A 15,116-nucleotide genomic window follows, 5' to 3' on the forward strand; every position below is an offset into this window, starting at 1 on the left:
GCCCCCACCGCGCGCCCCGCCCCCCGGGCCCGCGCCGCGCGCGACGCCCGCGGCCATCTGCGGCAGGGCGATGTTCTCGAGCGCGGTGAACTCCGGCAGCAGGTGGTGGAACTGATAGACGAAGCCGATGGTGTTGCGGCGGATCGCGGTGCGCTGGTCGTCGCTGAGCGTGCCGGCGGCACGCCCCTCCACGAAGACCTCGCCGGCATCCGGTTTTTCGAGCAAGCCGGCCAGGTGCAACAGCGTGGACTTGCCAGTGCCGGAAGGTGCGACGAGCGCCACGATCTCGCCGGCGGCGAGCGTCAGGTCGGCGCCGCGCAGCACGGGCAGCTCGCCGGCTTCCGTGCGGAAGGCGCGGGCGACGGCGCGAAGCTCCAGCGGAGCGGGATCGTTGGCGCTGCGATTCACGCTCCGCTCCTCGGCCCTGCGGGCCTGCGGGGCTCCGCGACCGCAGCGCTACTGATGGCGCTGCGATTCACGCTCCGCTCCTCGGCCCTGCGGGCCTGCGGGGCTCCGCGACCGCAGCGCTACTCATTCCGCAGCGCTTCCACGGGGTCCGTCTTCGCCGCGCGCCAGGACGGATAGATCGTGGCCAGCAGCGACAGCCCGAGGCCCATCAGCACCACCTGTGTCACCTCCCAGGGGTCCACCACCGCCGGCAGGCGGGAGAGGAAATAGACCTCCGGGCTGAACAGCTCGGTCCCCGAGAGCGCCTGGATCGCCTGGCGGATGCTCTCGATGTTCCAGCAGAACAGCATGCCGATGACGAAGCCGATCAGGGTGCCCACGACACCCACGCTGGCGCCGCACAGCAGGAAGATGCGCAGGATGGAGCCGCTGGTCGCGCCCATGGTGCGCAGGATCGCGATGTCCCGCCCCTTGTCCTTCACCAGCATGATCAGCGAGGAGATGATGTTGAAGGCCGCGACCAGTATGATCAGCGTCAGGATCAGGAACATCACGTTCCGCTCCACCTGCACCGCCGCGAAGAAGGAGCTGTTGGCGTCCTGCCAATCCAGGATTCGCACCGGCGTGCTGCCCATCGCGGTGCGGATCGCCCGCGTCACCGCGCGCACCTCCGTCGGGTCACGCACGAAGACCTCGATCTGCGTGGCGGCGTCGCCGGTCTGGAAGAAGGTCTGCGCGGCCTGCAGCGGCAGGAAGACGAAGCTGCTGTCGTATTCGTGCATGCCCACCTGGAACAGCGCCACGACGGTGTAGGCGCGCACCCGCGGCACCGTGCCGAACACCGTGGTGCGGCCCTGCGGCGAGACCAGCGTGATGCGGTCGCCCACGGTGAGGCGCATCTTCTGCGCCAGCCGCGTGCCGATGACGATGGCGTCGTCGCCCTCGAAGGCCTCGAGCGAGCCCACCTGGATGTTCTGCGCCACCAGCCCGCGCGCGCGCAGGTCCTCCGGCTTCACCCCGCGCGCCAGCCCGCCGGAAGCGCCGCCCTGCTCGCTGGTCAGCAGCACCTGGCCTTCCACGATGGGCGTCGCGCTGACCACGCCGGGCACCGTGCGGATGCGCGCGGCCATCGCGTCGTAGTCGGTGATGTTCCGCTCCATCCCGTACACGCCGAGATGGCCGTTCAGGCCCAGGATCCGCCCCAGCAGCTCCTGCCGGAAGCCGCCCATCACGCTCATCACGATGATGAGCGTGGCGACGCCGAGCGCGATGCCGACCAGGGAGAAGATCGCGATGACCGAGACGAAGCGCTCGCCCTTGCGCGCCCGCAGGTAGCGGAAGGCGACGGCGCGCTCGAAAGCGGAGAACATCAGGCGGATGTCAGCCGGCGAGCCGCGCGATCGCGTCCTCGACCGAGACCTCCTGCCGCTCCCCGGTCATGCGGCGCTTGAGCTCGACCTTGTCCGCCGCCGCGCCGCGCGGGCCGATGATCACCTGCCAGGGATGGCCCATCAGGTCGGCATCCGCGAATTTCACGCCTGCACGGTCGGGCCGGTCGTCATAGACGCCGTCCGTGCCGAGCGCGGCATAGACCCGCTCGCTCAGCGCATCGCAGGAGAGATCGCCGGGCTTGAGGTTGATCACCGCCGCCTTGAAGGGCGCCACGGCATCCGGCCACTTGATCCCGGCCTCGTCGTGGTTGGCCTCGATGATGGCGCCGACCAGGCGGGAGACTCCGATGCCGTAGCTGCCCATCTCCGGCACCACCGGCTGGCCGTCCGCGCCCTGCACGCGCAGGCCCATGGGCTGAGAATACTTGGTACCGAAATAGAAGATGTGCCCCACCTCGATGCCGCGCGCGGAGACGCGATGATCCTCCCGCAGGCTCGCCCAGGCGGCCTCGTCATGCATTTCGTCGGTCGCGGCGTAGTGGCTGGTCCAGCGCGCGACCAGGGGCGCGAGGTCGGAATCGTAATCCGGCGTCTCGGCCAGCGGGTCCATCTCCAGCAGCGCCTTGCTGACGAAGACCTGGCTCTCGCCCGTCTCGGCCAGGATGATGAATTCGTGGCTGAGGTCACCGCCGATCGGGCCGGTGTCGGCGCGCATCGGGATCGCCTTCAGCCCCATGCGGGCGAAGGTGCGCAGATAGGCCAGGAACATCTGGCGGTAGGAATGCGTGGCACCTTCCTTCGTCAGGTCGAAGGAATAGGCGTCCTTCATCAGGAACTCGCGGCCGCGCATCACGCCGAAGCGGGGACGCACCTCGTCGCGGAACTTCCACTGGATGTGGTACAGGTTGCGCGGCAGGTCGCGGTAGCTCTTCGCGAACTGGGCGAAGATGTCGGTGACCATCTCCTCGTTGGTCGGGCCGAACAGCATCTCCCGCTCGTGCCTGTCCTTCAGCCGCAGCATCTCCGGCCCATAGGCATCGTAGCGGCCGGACTGGCGCCAGAGATCGGCCGACTGGATGGTCGGCATCAGGATCTCCTGCGCGCCGGCGCGGTCCTGCTCCTCGCGCACGATCTGCTCGACCTTCTGAAGGGTCCGCCAGCCCAGCGGCAGCCAGCCATAGATGCCGGCCGAGGTCTGCCGCACCAGGCCGGCGCGCAGCATCAGCCGGTGCGAGACGATCTGCGCCTCGGCGGGCGTTTCCTTCAGCGTGGGGAGGAAGGCGCGGGAGAGGCGCAAGGCGGGGCTCCGGGCGGCAGGGAGGCCGGAAGCTAGACCGGATTGCGGGGGCGGGGAATGCCGGCAGGGATCGGCGCAAAAACGGCACGCAAGTGACTGGCTTTGGTCATGTTGCAGCGCAACAAGATGATGCAAAGCTGCGCCGCAACAACAGATCACAACGCATTTGCCACTTTTCCGCCCAAAAACCTCTTTGCTTTCGGTAGGTCCAAAGGTAAAGAAAAGGCGGGCCGCACCCGAAGGGCGCGGCCCGAGTTTAGGGAGGAAACGCCAGTCACACGGCAGAGAGAGGATCAACCTCTCCCTGAGGCAGATAGTGGCGTGGGGAGCTAAGGCGGCACAACAACAAAGGCCGCCCTGGAAAGCCAAAAAACAGGCTTCCGAAACCGAACTGCGCATTTCGAGGGCGGCGCCCGCTGGGGAGGCGGGTTAGCCGCCTGAATTTTGTGCAGCCGGACCTTCGCTACCGCCCTGACGGCCCCTGATAGGCCAGCCAGCCCTCCCGGAAGCTGATCAGTCCGGACTCGATCAGCGCATAGGCGCCGAGCCACAGCACCGCCGACAGCACCGTCGTCCCGATGATCTTGCGCAGCAGGTGCGGCCGGGTGGGCGCGCCGCGCCAGCCCCCGGCTTCCGGGTCCGGCTCCTCCACCGGCCTTGTGCCGATCGGCAGCACGACGAACAGCGCCGTCCACCAGATCAGCAGATAGACGACGATTCCCGTGAACCAGTCCATCGCGACAGCCTCTCAGCGCCCCTTGCTCTCGGGGAAATTGGCCCGCAGCCCGAGCGCCGCCAGCCTTGCCGTCTCGTTCACCCGCCGCGCCCGCGTCGCCTCCGCCTTGGCCGAGGCGATCCACCACAGGATGCCCTTGCGGGCGGAGGGGGCGAAGCCGCGCCACGCCGCCGCCGCGCCCGGCACCGCGGCCAGTGCCGCAACCAGGTCCGCGGGCTCGGCCAGCGACTCGGCGATCTCGTAGCTGTCCCAGGACCCATCCGCCTGCGCCGCCGCGATCCTCGCCTCGCCGGGCGGGGCCATGCGGCCGGCCGCGCGCAGCGCCCCGATGCGTGCCTTGTTCACGCGGCTCCAGGGGCTGCCCGGCCGGCGCGGCGAGACCAGCAGCATCCAGCGCGCCGCATCCAGCTTGCGCGGCAGGCTGTCGATCCAGCCGAAGCAAAGCGCCTCCTCGCAGGCCGAGGCGGCGTCCAGGTCGCCCTCCCCCTTTTGGATCACCAGCCAGACCGGCGCCTTGCGGGCATGGTTCGCCGCCAGCCAGGCGCGCCAGGCGGCGCGGCTGCCGGGCTCGACCCGTTCCACCTCCTCGGCCGGGCGCGGCATGACGACGGGCCGCGGCTCAGACGCGCAGCAGATGCACCTCGACGCTCGGCCGCTTGCGCAGCCGGCGGCCGAGGGCGCGGCGCACGGCGGTGCGCGCCGCTTCCCGCAGCGCGCCGTCCTCGCGCTTCATCGGCGCCGGCAGCTCGATCACGGCGCGCGCCAGATCGGCGGCGATCTGCGCCGGCTCGTCATCCGTGCCGTCGAACAGGCCGGGTGCGGAGACCTGCGGCTGGCCGAGCATCCGCCCGGCCCCGTCCACCGCGAGCGAGGCGATGACCACGCCGTTGAACAGCATCTTCTTGCGTGCGGCGAGCACGTCCCCATCCAGCGGCAGCAGCCGGTCGCCATCCACCGCCAGCCGCCCGACCGGCACGCTCTCCACGATGTCCGGCGTGCCGGGCCCGAGGCGCAGCACGTCCCCGTCCTCGATCACATAGGCCTCCGCGCCCAGTGTCTCGGCCAGGTTGGCGTGCTCGTTCATGTGGCGCCATTCGCCATGCACCGGCACGGCGTATTTCGGCTTCACCAGCTGATACAGCCGCTTCAGCTCGTCCCGCGCCGGATGGCCGGAGACATGCACCATGTGGTCGTCCGCGGTCATCACCTCGACGCCGGCGCGGCTGAGCTCGTCCTGGATGCGCAGGATCGCCCGCTCATTCCCCGGGATCATGCGGGAGGAGAAGATCACCGTGTCCCCCTCCCCCAGCGAGACATGCGGATGGGTGTCGGCGGCGATCTTGGCCATCGCGCTGCGCGGCTCGCCCTGGCTGCCGGTGCAGACCAGCACCAGCCGGTTGTCCGGCACGTCGGCCGACTGCTCCTCGGTCAGGAAGGGCGGGATGTCGCGGAGGTAGCCGCATTCGCGCGCCGCGGCCTCGGCGTTGCGCAGGGACCGGCCGAACAGCGCCACCTGGCGCCCCGCCGCGCGGGCCGCCATGGCGATGCTCTCGACGCGGGCGATGTTGGTGGCGAAGCAGGTGACGGCGACCCGGCCCTTCAGCCCCTTGATCAGCGCGGCCAGGTTGCGCCGCACCTCCGCCTCGCTGCCGGAATGGCCCTCCACCAGGGCGTTGGTGCTGTCGCAGACCATGGCCAGCACGCCTTCCTCGCCGAGGCGCGCGAAGGCGGCCTCGTCGGTCGGCGGGCCGATCAGCGGGTTGGGGTCGAGCTTCCAGTCGCCGGTATGCAGCACCGTGCCGTATTTGGTGCGGATCGCGAGCGCCTGCGCCTCCGGCACGGAGTGCGCGACGCGCAGGAACTCCAGGTCGAAGGGCCCCACCGTCCAGCGCGCGCCGAGCGGCTGGGTCACGATCTCCACCTGGGTGAGCAGCCCCGCCTCGCCGAGCTTGCGCCGCAGCACCGCCGAGACGAAGGGCCCGGCATGGATCGGGCAGCGCAGCGCGGGCCAGAGATGCGCCACCGCGCCCACATGATCCTCATGGGCGTGGGTGATCACCAGCCCGGCCAGCCTCTCGCGCCGCGCGGCCAGCCAGCCGGCATCGGGCACCATCACATCCACCTCCGGGTGTTCCGGCCCGCCGAAGCCGAGCCCGCAATCCACCGCGAGAAGCTGCCCATCGCAGCGATAGACATTCAGGTTGAGGCCGATCTCCCCCGTCCCGCCGAGCGGGATGAAGGCCAGGTCTCCGGTCATTGTTCTTCCGTTTTCTCGATCAGGTCGGGATGCGTCAGGTCGGGATGCGTCGGGTCGGGATGCGTGGTCGTGGCGGTCAGGCGAGGCTGTCGTCGCGGCGCGCAACTCTCGCCAATGTGGGGGCGGGGTTGCGCTCCGCCAACAGCCGGAGGCCATCGAGCGTGGTGTCGGGGTCGGTCGTCTCGATGATGGTGGTGCCTTCCGCGAAGAGCGGCGCGAGACCCCCGGTGGCGATCACCTTCAGGCGGCCGTCCACCGCCTCGTCGTATTCGGCGCGGATGCGGGCCACGATCCCCTCGATCAGCCCGACATAGCCCCAGTAGATGCCGGACTGCATGGCCGCCACCGTGTTGCGCCCCACCACCGCCTGGGGCCGGCCGATGCCGATGCGCGGCAGGCGCGCGGCGGCGCGGTGCAGCGCCTCGATCGAGAGGTTGATGCCCGGCGCGATCACTCCGCCGAGATAGGCGCCGTCCCGCGCCACCACGTCGAAGGTGGTCGCCGTGCCGAAATCGATGACGATCAGCGGCCCGCCATAGCGCCGATGGGTGGCGAGCGCGTTGAGCAGCCGGTCCGCGCCCACCTCGTGCGGCGCGTCCACCCGGATGTCGAAGCCCCAGTCGAGCGAGGCCCGCGCGATCAGCGGCTCGCAGAGGAACCATTCGCGGGACAGCCGGCGCAGGTTGTAGAGCGCGGCCGGCACCACCGTGCCGATCACGCAGCGCGAGATGTCCGCCGGCTTCAGCCCCGAATGGCCGAGCAGCGTCATCAGCCAGACCGCGTATTCGTCCGAGGTGCGCTCGGCATCGGTGCGGATCCGCCAGCGACCGCGCCATTCGGCGCCGTCATGCACGGCGAAGACGACGTTGGTGTTGCCCGCGTCCACGGCCAGCAGCATGGGGCTCAGTCTCCTCCCCCCGAGAGCTCGCCGGTCGCGAAGCGCCTGGTCCGCCCATCCGTCTCGAGCAGCAGGGCGCCGTCAGCGTCGAGGCCCCGGTACAGGCCGGTGGTTTCGCCCGCACCGGTGCGCAGCGTCAACCGCGCGCCGGGCTGCGGCCCGCGTTGCTGCCATGCGTCGAGCAGGGGGCCGATGCCCTCCGCCGCCACGCGCCGCCGCCAGCCCTCCACCGCCCGGATCAGGGCCACCGCCGCCGCTTCCGGGTCGGGCGCCGGCGCGTGATCGGCGAGGCAGGTGGTCGGCCGGTCCGGCAGGTTCGGCGCGACGGCGAGATTGGCGCCCAGCCCCAGCACGATCCACTCGATCCGCCCGTCATGCGCCGCGCCCTCGCACAGCATCCCGGCCAGCTTGGCGCCTCCGAGCAGCAGGTCGTTCGGCCATTTCAGCCGGATAGCCGCCCTGTCGGCCATGAAACCCGAGAGCGCCTCGGCCAGCGCGACGCCGCCGAGCAGGGCGAAGCGCGGCGCCTCCGCGGCCGGCGCATCGGGGCGCAGCAGCAGGGAGATGTAGAGATTGCCCGCCGGGCTCTGCCAGCTTCGCCCGTCGCGGCCCCGCCCCGCCGTCTGCCGGCGGGCCAGCAGCGCCAGCCCCTCCGGCTCTCCCGCCGCGGCAAGGCGCCGCAGCAGGTCGGAGGTCGAGGGGAGTTCCGCCTCGACGCGCAGCCGCCATCCCGGCGGCAGCGCCGCCGCGTCCTCAGCCGGCGAGCGAGGCGACGGCAAGCTGCGCCGCGCCGATCAACGCCGCGGGGAACAGGAAGAACAGCAGGGTGAGAAGTCCCGTCGAGGCCATGACCACCGTCAGGCTGGCAGGCCGTGCATCCAGCGCGCCGTCCTGCGGCGCGTCGAAATACATCACCTTCACGATGCGCAGGTAGTAGTAGCTGGCGATCACGCTGGTGACGATGCCGATGACCGCGAGCGTCCAGAAGCCCGCCTGCACCGCGGCGAGGAAGACGTAGAGCTTGCCGAAGAAGCCGGCGAGCGGCGGGATGCCCGCCATGGAGAACATGAACACCGCCATCCAGAGCGCCATCGCCGGGTCCGTCTTGCCGAGGCCCGCCAGGTCCTCCACCTGCTCCAGCGCGCGGCCACGGCGGCGCATGGCGATCAGCACGGCGAAGGTGCCGAGATTCATCACCACATAGATCGCCATGTAGACCAGCACGCCGCGATAGCCCGTGTCGTTCGCCACCGCGAGGCCCATCAGCGCGTAGCCGACATGGCCGATCGAGGAATAGGCCATCAGCCGCTTGATGTTCTTCTGGCCGATGGCGGCGAAGGCGCCGAGGATCATCGAGCCCGCGGAGCAGACCCAGATAACCTGCATCCACTGGGCCGAAAGCTCGCCGAAGGGTCCGATCAGCACATGCATCAGCAGGGCGATCGCGGCGACCTTCGGCGCGGTGGCGAAGAAGGCCGTCACCGGCGTCGGCGCGCCCTCGTACACATCGGGCGTCCACATGTGGAAGGGCACGGCGGAGACCTTGAAGGCAAGGCCCGCCAGCACGAAGACGAGGCCCACCACCACGCCCGTGCCGACATCGCCGCCCGAGAGCGCATCCGCCAGCCGGTCGAAATTGGTCGTGCCCGCGAAGCCGTACACGAGCGAGGCGCCGTAGAGCAGCAGGCCGGAGGCGAGCGCGCCGAGCACGAAATACTTGAGCCCCGCTTCCGCGCTGCGCGGGTTGTCGCGGTCGAAGGCGGCGATGACGTAGAGCGAGAGCGACAGCAGCTCGAGCCCGATATAGAGCGACATCAGGTCGTTGGCCGAGACCATGACCATCATGCCGAGCGTCGCGAAGAGCATCAGCACCGGATACTCGAACCGCCCGAGCCCCGCCTTCTCGTTGAAGTCGAGCGCGAGCAGCAGGCCGATCGCCGCGCCGAACAGGATCAGCACCTTGGCGAAGCGGGAGAAGTTGTCCGCCACATACTGGCCGAGGAAGGCGGTGCCCTCCGCCTGGCCGAGCACGAGCACGGCGGCGAGGATCAGCGCGCCGATCACCGCCATGGAGACGGGGAAGAAGCTTTCCTTCTTCGGGATCACGCCGCCGAGCAGGATGAGCAGGCCGGAGACGCCGAGGACGATTTCCGGCAGGGCGAGGGTCCAGTTCATCACAGCGTCACATCCCCGCCAGGCGCGCGGCGCCGAGCGCGGCTTCATGCCGCGCGATCAGGTTGGCCACGCTCGCCTCGAAGAAGGTCAGGAAGGAGGAGGGATAGACGCCCATCCACAGCGTCAGCAGGATCAGCGGCGCGAACACCGCGTATTCGCGCGGGCTGAGATCGAGCAGGCTGCGCAGGTCGTCGCGCGTGATCCTGCCGAAGGCGACGCGGCGATACAGGTAGAGCATGTAGGCCGCGCCGAGGATCATGCCGAGCGCGGCGCCGAGGGCGACCCAGGGATTGACCTTGAAGGCGCCGACGATGACCAGCAGTTCGCCCGGGAAGCCCGCGGTTCCGGGCAGCGCGACGGAGGCCATGGTGAACAGCATGAAGATCAGCGCATAGGCCGGCATGATCTTCGCGACCCCGCCATAGCGCGCGATCTCCCGCGAATGCACGCGGTCATACAGCACGCCGACGCAGAGGAAGAGCGCGCCGGAGACGACGCCGTGCGACAGCATGGTGAACAGCGCGCCCGAGAGGCCCTGCTGCGTGAAGGTGAAGATGCCGAGCGTCACGATGCCCATATGCGCGACCGAGGAATAGGCGATCAGCTTCTTCATGTCCTCCTGCGCCAGCGCGACGAGGGAGGTGTAGACCACCGCCACGACCGAGAGCGCGAAGATCAGCGGCGCGAAATCCGCGCTCGCCTGCGGCAGCATGGGCAGCGAGAAGCGGATGAAGCCATAGGCGCCCATCTTCAGCAGCACGCCCGCCAGGATGACGGAGCCCGCCGTCGGCGCCTCCACATGCGCGTCCGGCAGCCAGGTGTGCACCGGCCACATCGGCACCTTGACCGCGAAGGAGACGAAGAAGGCCAGGAACAGCCAGAACTGCATCGCCGGCGGGAAGGCGGTGGCCATCAGCGTCGGGATGTCGGTGGTCCCGGCATGGTACCACACCGCCAGGATCGCCAGCAGCATCAGCAGCGACCCGGCCAGCGTGTAGAGGAAGAACTTGAACGCCGCGTACACCCGCCGCGCGCCGCCCCAGACGCCGATGATGAGGAACATCGGGATCAGCACGGCCTCGAAGAAGATGTAGAACACCACGAAGTCCAGCGCGCAGAACATGCCGACCATCATGCTCTCCAGCACGAGGAAGGCGACCATGTAGTCCCGCACGCGGGTCTGCACGCTTTCCCACGACGCGAGGATGCAGAGCGGCGTCAGCAGCGTGGAGAGCAGCACGAACAGCACCGAGATACCGTCCACGCCCATGTGGTAGTTCACGCCGAATTCCGGCAGCCACGCCGCGCGTTCCACGAACTGGAAGTCGGCGGTCGCGGGATCGAATCGGAACCACAGGATCAGCGAGAGGGCGAGCGTGATCAGGCTGGTCCAGAGCGCGGTCCAGCGCGCATTGCGCGCCACCACGTCCTCATCTCCGCGCACCATCAGGATGATGAAGGCGCCGGCCAGCGGCAGGAAGGTGACCAGGCTGAGGATCGGGAAGCCGGCGGCGTTCATCGGGCACCGTAGAGCAGCAGGGTGACGAAGAGGACAAGGCCGATGATCATCGCGAAGGCGTAGTTCGCGACCCGCCCGGTCTGGATGCGCACCGCGCCGCGCGCGGCCTGCACCGCAAGATCGGCGGCGCCGTTCGGCACGCCGTCGATCAGGCGCGCGTCGCCGGTCTTCCAGAGGGCCCGCGCCAGATACTGCGCCGGCCGCACGAAGATCGCGTCGTAGAGCTCGTCGAAGTACCACTTGTTGAGCAGGAAGCGGTACGTGCCGGCGAAGCGGGAAGCGAGCTGGCCCGGGATCTCCGGCTTCAGCATGTAGAGCAGATAGGCGAGCGCGATGCCGGCCAGGCCCACGACGGTGGGCGCCAGCGGCACCCAGGCCGGCACGCCATGCGCGTCGTGCAGAACATGGTTGTGCGCGGCGGTGTGGATCGCAGCACCCCAGAACTGTTCCTGATCGTGGCCGACGAAATAGGGGTAGAAGACCGCGCCGGCGAAGACGGCGCCCGCCGCCAGCACCACCAGCGGCACCAGCATGACCAGCGGGCTTTCGTGCACATGCTCCATCGTGTGGTGATCGGCCCGCGGCGCGCCGTGGAAGGTGAGGATGATCAGGCGCCAGGAGTAGAATGCGGTCAGGAAGGCCGCCAGCAGGCCCATCAGGAAGGCGTAGCCGCCGACGCCGCTATGCGCCGCATAGGCGACTTCCAGCACCATGTCCTTCGAGTAGTAGCCGGCGAAGAAGGGCATGCCGGCCAGCGCCAGGCTGCCGATCCACATCAGCGCGTAGGTCACCGGGATCTTCCGCCAGATCCCGCCCATGCGGCGGATGTCCTGCTCGTCCGACATGGCGTGGATAACGCTGCCCGCGCCGAGGAACAGCAGCGCCTTGAAGAAGGCGTGGGTGAAGAGGTGGAAGATCGCCGCCTGGTACACCCCCACGCCGGCCGCGAAGAACATGTAGCCGAGCTGGGACATGGTGGAGTAGGCGATCACGCGCTTGATGTCGTTCTGCACGCAGCCGATCGTCGCCGCGACGAAGGCGGTGGTGGCGCCGACCACGGTGACGATCGCCAGCGCGACGGGCGCGTATTCCATCACCGGCGACATGCGCGCCATCAGGAAGACGCCCGCGGTCACCATCGTCGCCGCATGGATCAGCGCGGAGACGGGCGTCGGGCCTTCCATCGCGTCCGGCAGCCAGGTGTGCAGGCCGAGCTGCGCCGACTTGCCGCAGGCGCCGAGGAACAGCAGCACGCCGATGACCTCGAGCGCCGGCATGCCGAGGAAGCGGACCTCCCTCGCGGCCTCGACGCCGGCGAAGATCGCGTCGAACTCCACCGACTGGAAGGTCCAGAAGGTGAGCGCCATGCCCAGCATGAAGAACAGGTCGCCGACGCGGTTGACGATGAAGGCCTTCATCGCGGCGCGGTTCGCGCTTTCCTTCTCGTACCAGTAGCCGATCAGCAGGTAGCTCGCGAGGCCGACGCCCTCCCAGCCGAAGAACAGCTGCACCAGGTTGTCCGCCGTGACCAGCATCAGCATCATGAAGGTGAACAGCGACAGATAGGCGAAGAAGCGCGGCGTCGTCGGGTCATGCGACATGTAGCCGACGGAGTAGATGTGGATGAGCGTGGAGATGAAGGTGACCATCGCCACCATCACGACGCTCAGCGTGTCGTAGCGCAGCGCCCAGGAGACCTCGAACCCGCCGACGTCGAGGAAGGTGACGATCGGCACGACGCCGGGCGCGCCGCCCAGCGCCACCTCGAAGAAGGCGCCGAGGCCGCAGACCGCCGCCAGCGCCATGCAGGCGACCGTGATCCATTGCGACGCCTTGTCGCCGAGCCATCGGCCCAGGAACCCTGCCAGGCAGGCGCCCAGCAGGGGGAAGAAGATGGCGCCGACGTACATCGCCTAGCCCTTCAGGGTCGAGACGTCCTCGACCTCGATCGTGCCGCGGTTGCGGAAGTAGATGACGACGATGGCGAGCCCGATCGCCGCCTCCGCGGCCGCGACGGTCAGGATCAGCATCGCGAAGACCTGGCCGGTGAGGTCGCCGAGCGTCGCGGAGAAGGCGACGAGGTTCAGGCTGACCGAAAGCAGGATCAGCTCGACGCTCATCAGGATGACGATGACGTTCTTCCGGTTCAGGAAGATGCCGAGCACGCCGAGCGTGAGCAGGATGGCACTGACCGTGAGGTAGTGCCCGAGGCCGACGGCCATCATCAGTGGTGCCCCCCATGGCCGGCATGCTCGACCTGCTTCGGCGCCTCGCCCGGCGGCGGCTCGACCGGCGGCCGCTCGATGCCGATCTCGCCGAGGCCCGCGCCGAGCGCCGGCTGGCGCAGGTTCACGCTGCCGCTGCGCGCCACCTGACGCCCGACATCCTGCCGCTTCGTGGTGGTCTTGCCGCGCAGCGTCAGCACGATGGCGCCGATCATCGCGACCAGCAGGATCAGGCCCGAGAGCTGGAACAGCCAGACGAAGTCCGTGTAGAGGATGCGCCCCAGCGCGCGGGTGTTGTCCACCCCGGCCGGCGCGGGGTTCAGCCGGAAGCCCGCCGCGTCCGAGGCGAACTGCCAGGTGCCGAAGACCAGCAGCAGTTCCAGCAGCAGGATCGCGCCGACCACGCCGCCGACCGGCGCGTAGCGCTGGAAGCCCTCGCGCAGCTTGGCGAAGTCCACGTCGAGCATCATCACGACGAAGAGGAACAGCACCGCGACGGCGCCGACATAGACGATGACCAGGATCATCGCGAGGAACTCGGCGCCCGCCAGCAGGAACAGCGCCGCGGCGTTGAAGAAGGCGAGGATCAGGAACAGCACGCTGTGCACCGGGTTGCGGCTGGTCACGACCATCACCGCCGAGGCGATCAGCACCGCGGCGAAGAGGTAGAAGGCGGCGGCGGCGATCATCGGTAGGGCGCGTCCAGCTCGAGCCGCCTGGCCAGCGCCGCTTCCCAGCGGTCGCCGTTCTCCAGCAGGCGCTCCTTGTTGTAGAGCAGTTCCTCGCGCGTCTCGGTGGCGAACTCCATGTTCGGCCCCTCGACGATGGCGTCCACCGGGCAGGCTTCCTCGCACATGCCGCAGTAGATGCACTTCGTCATGTCGATGTCGTAGCGCGTGGTGCGGCGGGACCCGTCCTCGCGCGGCTCGGCCTCGATGGTGATGGCCTGCGCGGGGCAGATCGCCTCGCACAGTTTGCATGCGATGCAGCGCTCCTCCCCGTTCGGGTAGCGGCGCAGCGCGTGCTCTCCCTTGAAGCGCGGGCTGAGCGGCGTCTTCTCGTACGGGTAGCGGATCGTCGCCTTGGGGCGGAAGAAGTAGCGCAGCGTCAGCGCCATGCCGGAGACGAGCTCCGCCAGCAGGAAGCTGCGCGCGACGCGGTCGAGGGTGATGGCCATTGTCGTCCTCCCTCCTCAGGCGGCGCCCGGCAGCCAGCCGAACAGCTTGAGCGCGGCGGCGGTGATGACCAGCCAGACGAGGCTGAAGGGAAGAAAGACCTTCCAGCCGAGCCGCATGAGCTGGTCGTAGCGGTAGCGCGGGAAGGTCGCGCGCACCCAGATGAAGACGAAGAGGCAGAAGCAGATCTTGAACACGAACCACATCGGCCCCGGGATCCAGGTGAAGGGCGCGATGTCGAAGGGCGCGTACCAGCCACCCAGGAACAGGATGGTGATCAGCGCGCTCATCAGGATCATGTTCGCGTATTCGCCGAGGAAGAACAGCGCGAAGCTCATCGAGCTGTATTCCACGAAGAAGCCCGCCACGAGCTCGCTCTCACCTTCCGGCAGGTCGAAGGGCGCGCGGTTCGTCTCGGCCAGCGCCGAGATGAACATGATCACGAACATCGGAAACAGCGGGATGATGAACCACATGTCCGCCTGCGCGCGGACGATCTCCGTCAGGTTCAGCGAGCCGACGCAGAGCAGCACGGTGACGATCACGAAGCCCATGCTGACCTCGTAGCTCACCATCTGCGCGGCCGAGCGCAGCGCGCCGAGGAAGGCGTATTTCGAGTTGGAAGCCCAGCCCGCGATGATGATGCCGTAGACGCCGAGCGAGCTGATCGCGAACAGATACAGGATGCCGACGTTGATGTCGGCGATCGCCCAGCCGTCATTCACCGGGATCACCGCCCAGGCGAGCATCGCCAGCATGAAGGTGATCATCGGCGCCAGGATGAACAGCACGCGGCTGGCCCCGGCGGGGATGATCGTCTCCTTCATCAGCATCTTGATCGCATCGGCGAAGGGCTGCAGCAGGCCGAAGGGGCCGACCACGTTGGGGCCCTTGCGCAGCTGCATCGCCGCCAGGACCTTGCGCTCGGCCCAGGTCAGATAGGCGACGCCGATCAGCAGCGGCACGAGCAGCGCCATCGCCTGCGCGACGGTCAGCGCCAGCACGCCGACGGGGGTTGCGAGGAAGCCTTCCATC

The 15,116-nt window shown here is 68.9% G+C and carries 15 protein-coding genes; all 15 read right to left on the reverse strand.

The window, feature by feature from the left end; all coding sequences use genetic code 11:
• Nucleotides 1-408: ABC transporter ATP-binding protein (locus AC1MIR_RS22485; protein ID WP_480030422.1), on the reverse strand; the 408-nt coding region annotated here is incomplete at its 3' end.
• A gap of 119 nt (nucleotides 409-527) precedes the next feature.
• Complete coding sequence (locus tag AC1MIR_RS22490; protein ID WP_480030423.1) at nucleotides 528-1,778, reverse strand: lipoprotein-releasing ABC transporter permease subunit; 1,251 nt, start codon at nucleotides 1,776-1,778, stop codon at nucleotides 528-530.
• A 10-nt stretch (nucleotides 1,779-1,788) separates the two neighbouring features.
• Nucleotides 1,789-3,096: a proline--tRNA ligase gene (gene proS / locus AC1MIR_RS22495; protein ID WP_480030424.1), complete on the reverse strand. Its 1,308-nt coding sequence runs from the start codon at nucleotides 3,094-3,096 to the stop codon at nucleotides 1,789-1,791.
• A 463-nt stretch (nucleotides 3,097-3,559) separates the two neighbouring features.
• Nucleotides 3,560-3,832, reverse strand: coding sequence for a DUF1467 family protein (locus tag AC1MIR_RS22500; RefSeq protein ID WP_480030425.1), 273 nt, complete (start codon nucleotides 3,830-3,832; stop codon nucleotides 3,560-3,562).
• A gap of 12 nt (nucleotides 3,833-3,844) precedes the next feature.
• Entirely contained in the window at nucleotides 3,845-4,435 is a 591-nt protein-coding gene (locus AC1MIR_RS22505; protein WP_480030426.1) for a YdeI/OmpD-associated family protein, read from the reverse strand.
• Nucleotides 4,436-4,451: 16 nt separating this feature from the next.
• The gene (locus AC1MIR_RS22510; protein ID WP_480030427.1) at nucleotides 4,452-6,089 is read right to left on the reverse strand and encodes a ribonuclease J; all 1,638 of its coding nucleotides are present in this window, start codon (nucleotides 6,087-6,089) and stop codon (nucleotides 4,452-4,454) included.
• 76 nt (nucleotides 6,090-6,165) lie between these two features.
• A complete protein-coding gene (locus tag AC1MIR_RS22515) occupies nucleotides 6,166-6,987 on the reverse strand; it encodes a type III pantothenate kinase (protein ID WP_480030428.1) in 822 nt (273 codons plus the stop codon).
• A 5-nt stretch (nucleotides 6,988-6,992) separates the two neighbouring features.
• The gene (locus AC1MIR_RS22520) at nucleotides 6,993-7,766 is read right to left on the reverse strand and encodes a biotin--[acetyl-CoA-carboxylase] ligase (protein WP_480030429.1); all 774 of its coding nucleotides are present in this window, start codon (nucleotides 7,764-7,766) and stop codon (nucleotides 6,993-6,995) included.
• Nucleotides 7,741-9,162 carry an NADH-quinone oxidoreductase subunit NuoN gene (gene nuoN, locus AC1MIR_RS22525; protein ID WP_480030430.1) on the reverse strand — a complete coding sequence of 474 codons (1,422 nt, stop codon included), beginning with the start codon at nucleotides 9,160-9,162 and terminating at the stop codon, nucleotides 7,741-7,743. The genes AC1MIR_RS22520 and nuoN overlap by 26 nt, the downstream gene beginning before the upstream one ends.
• 7 nt (nucleotides 9,163-9,169) lie before the next feature.
• Complete coding sequence (locus AC1MIR_RS22530) at nucleotides 9,170-10,681, reverse strand: NADH-quinone oxidoreductase subunit M (RefSeq protein WP_480030431.1); 1,512 nt, start codon at nucleotides 10,679-10,681, stop codon at nucleotides 9,170-9,172.
• Nucleotides 10,678-12,591: an NADH-quinone oxidoreductase subunit L gene (nuoL, locus tag AC1MIR_RS22535; RefSeq protein ID WP_480030432.1), complete on the reverse strand. Its 1,914-nt coding sequence runs from the start codon at nucleotides 12,589-12,591 to the stop codon at nucleotides 10,678-10,680. The genes AC1MIR_RS22530 and nuoL overlap by 4 nt, the downstream gene beginning before the upstream one ends.
• Nucleotides 12,592-12,594: 3 nt before the next feature.
• On the reverse strand, nucleotides 12,595-12,906 hold the full coding sequence (gene nuoK / locus AC1MIR_RS22540) for an NADH-quinone oxidoreductase subunit NuoK (protein WP_480030433.1): 312 nt from the start codon (nucleotides 12,904-12,906) through the stop codon (nucleotides 12,595-12,597).
• On the reverse strand, nucleotides 12,906-13,595 hold the full coding sequence (locus AC1MIR_RS22545; protein ID WP_480030434.1) for an NADH-quinone oxidoreductase subunit J: 690 nt from the start codon (nucleotides 13,593-13,595) through the stop codon (nucleotides 12,906-12,908). Before AC1MIR_RS22545 ends, nuoK begins: the two co-directional genes overlap by 1 nt.
• The gene (nuoI, locus tag AC1MIR_RS22550) at nucleotides 13,592-14,083 is read right to left on the reverse strand and encodes an NADH-quinone oxidoreductase subunit NuoI (RefSeq protein WP_480030435.1); all 492 of its coding nucleotides are present in this window, start codon (nucleotides 14,081-14,083) and stop codon (nucleotides 13,592-13,594) included. The genes AC1MIR_RS22545 and nuoI overlap by 4 nt, the downstream gene beginning before the upstream one ends.
• A 15-nt stretch (nucleotides 14,084-14,098) precedes the next feature.
• Nucleotides 14,099-15,115 (reverse strand): NADH-quinone oxidoreductase subunit NuoH, encoded by a 1,017-nt coding sequence (gene nuoH, locus AC1MIR_RS22555; RefSeq protein WP_480030436.1) that lies wholly within the window; start codon nucleotides 15,113-15,115, stop codon nucleotides 14,099-14,101.
• Nucleotide 15,116: the final 1 nt, after the last annotated feature.

The sequence above is a fragment of the Falsiroseomonas sp. RANM36 genome (assembly GCF_056682175.1).

Excerpts from the sequence above, each read along its gene's own strand:
- AC1MIR_RS22490 (WP_480030423.1), bottom strand. The coding sequence starts at position 1,778 with ATGTTCTCCGCTTTCGAGCGCGCCGTCGCCTTCCGCTACCTGCGGGCG.
- AC1MIR_RS22500 (WP_480030425.1), bottom strand. The coding sequence starts at position 3,832 with ATGGACTGGTTCACGGGAATCGTCGTCTATCTGCTGATCTGGTGGACG.
- AC1MIR_RS22505 (WP_480030426.1), bottom strand. The coding sequence starts at position 4,435 with ATGCCGCGCCCGGCCGAGGAGGTGGAACGGGTCGAGCCCGGCAGCCGC.
- AC1MIR_RS22510 (WP_480030427.1), bottom strand. The coding sequence starts at position 6,089 with ATGACCGGAGACCTGGCCTTCATCCCGCTCGGCGGGACGGGGGAGATC.
- AC1MIR_RS22515 (WP_480030428.1), bottom strand. The coding sequence starts at position 6,987 with ATGCTGCTGGCCGTGGACGCGGGCAACACCAACGTCGTCTTCGCCGTG.
- nuoN (WP_480030430.1), bottom strand. The coding sequence starts at position 9,162 with ATGAACTGGACCCTCGCCCTGCCGGAAATCGTCCTCGGCGTCTCCGGC.
- AC1MIR_RS22530 (WP_480030431.1), bottom strand. The coding sequence starts at position 10,681 with ATGAACGCCGCCGGCTTCCCGATCCTCAGCCTGGTCACCTTCCTGCCG.
- nuoL (WP_480030432.1), bottom strand. The coding sequence starts at position 12,591 with ATGTACGTCGGCGCCATCTTCTTCCCCCTGCTGGGCGCCTGCCTGGCA.
- nuoK (WP_480030433.1), bottom strand. The coding sequence starts at position 12,906 with ATGATGGCCGTCGGCCTCGGGCACTACCTCACGGTCAGTGCCATCCTG.
- AC1MIR_RS22545 (WP_480030434.1), bottom strand. The coding sequence starts at position 13,595 with ATGATCGCCGCCGCCGCCTTCTACCTCTTCGCCGCGGTGCTGATCGCC.
- nuoI (WP_480030435.1), bottom strand. The coding sequence starts at position 14,083 with ATGGCCATCACCCTCGACCGCGTCGCGCGCAGCTTCCTGCTGGCGGAG.
- nuoH (WP_480030436.1), bottom strand. The coding sequence starts at position 15,115 with ATGGAAGGCTTCCTCGCAACCCCCGTCGGCGTGCTGGCGCTGACCGTC.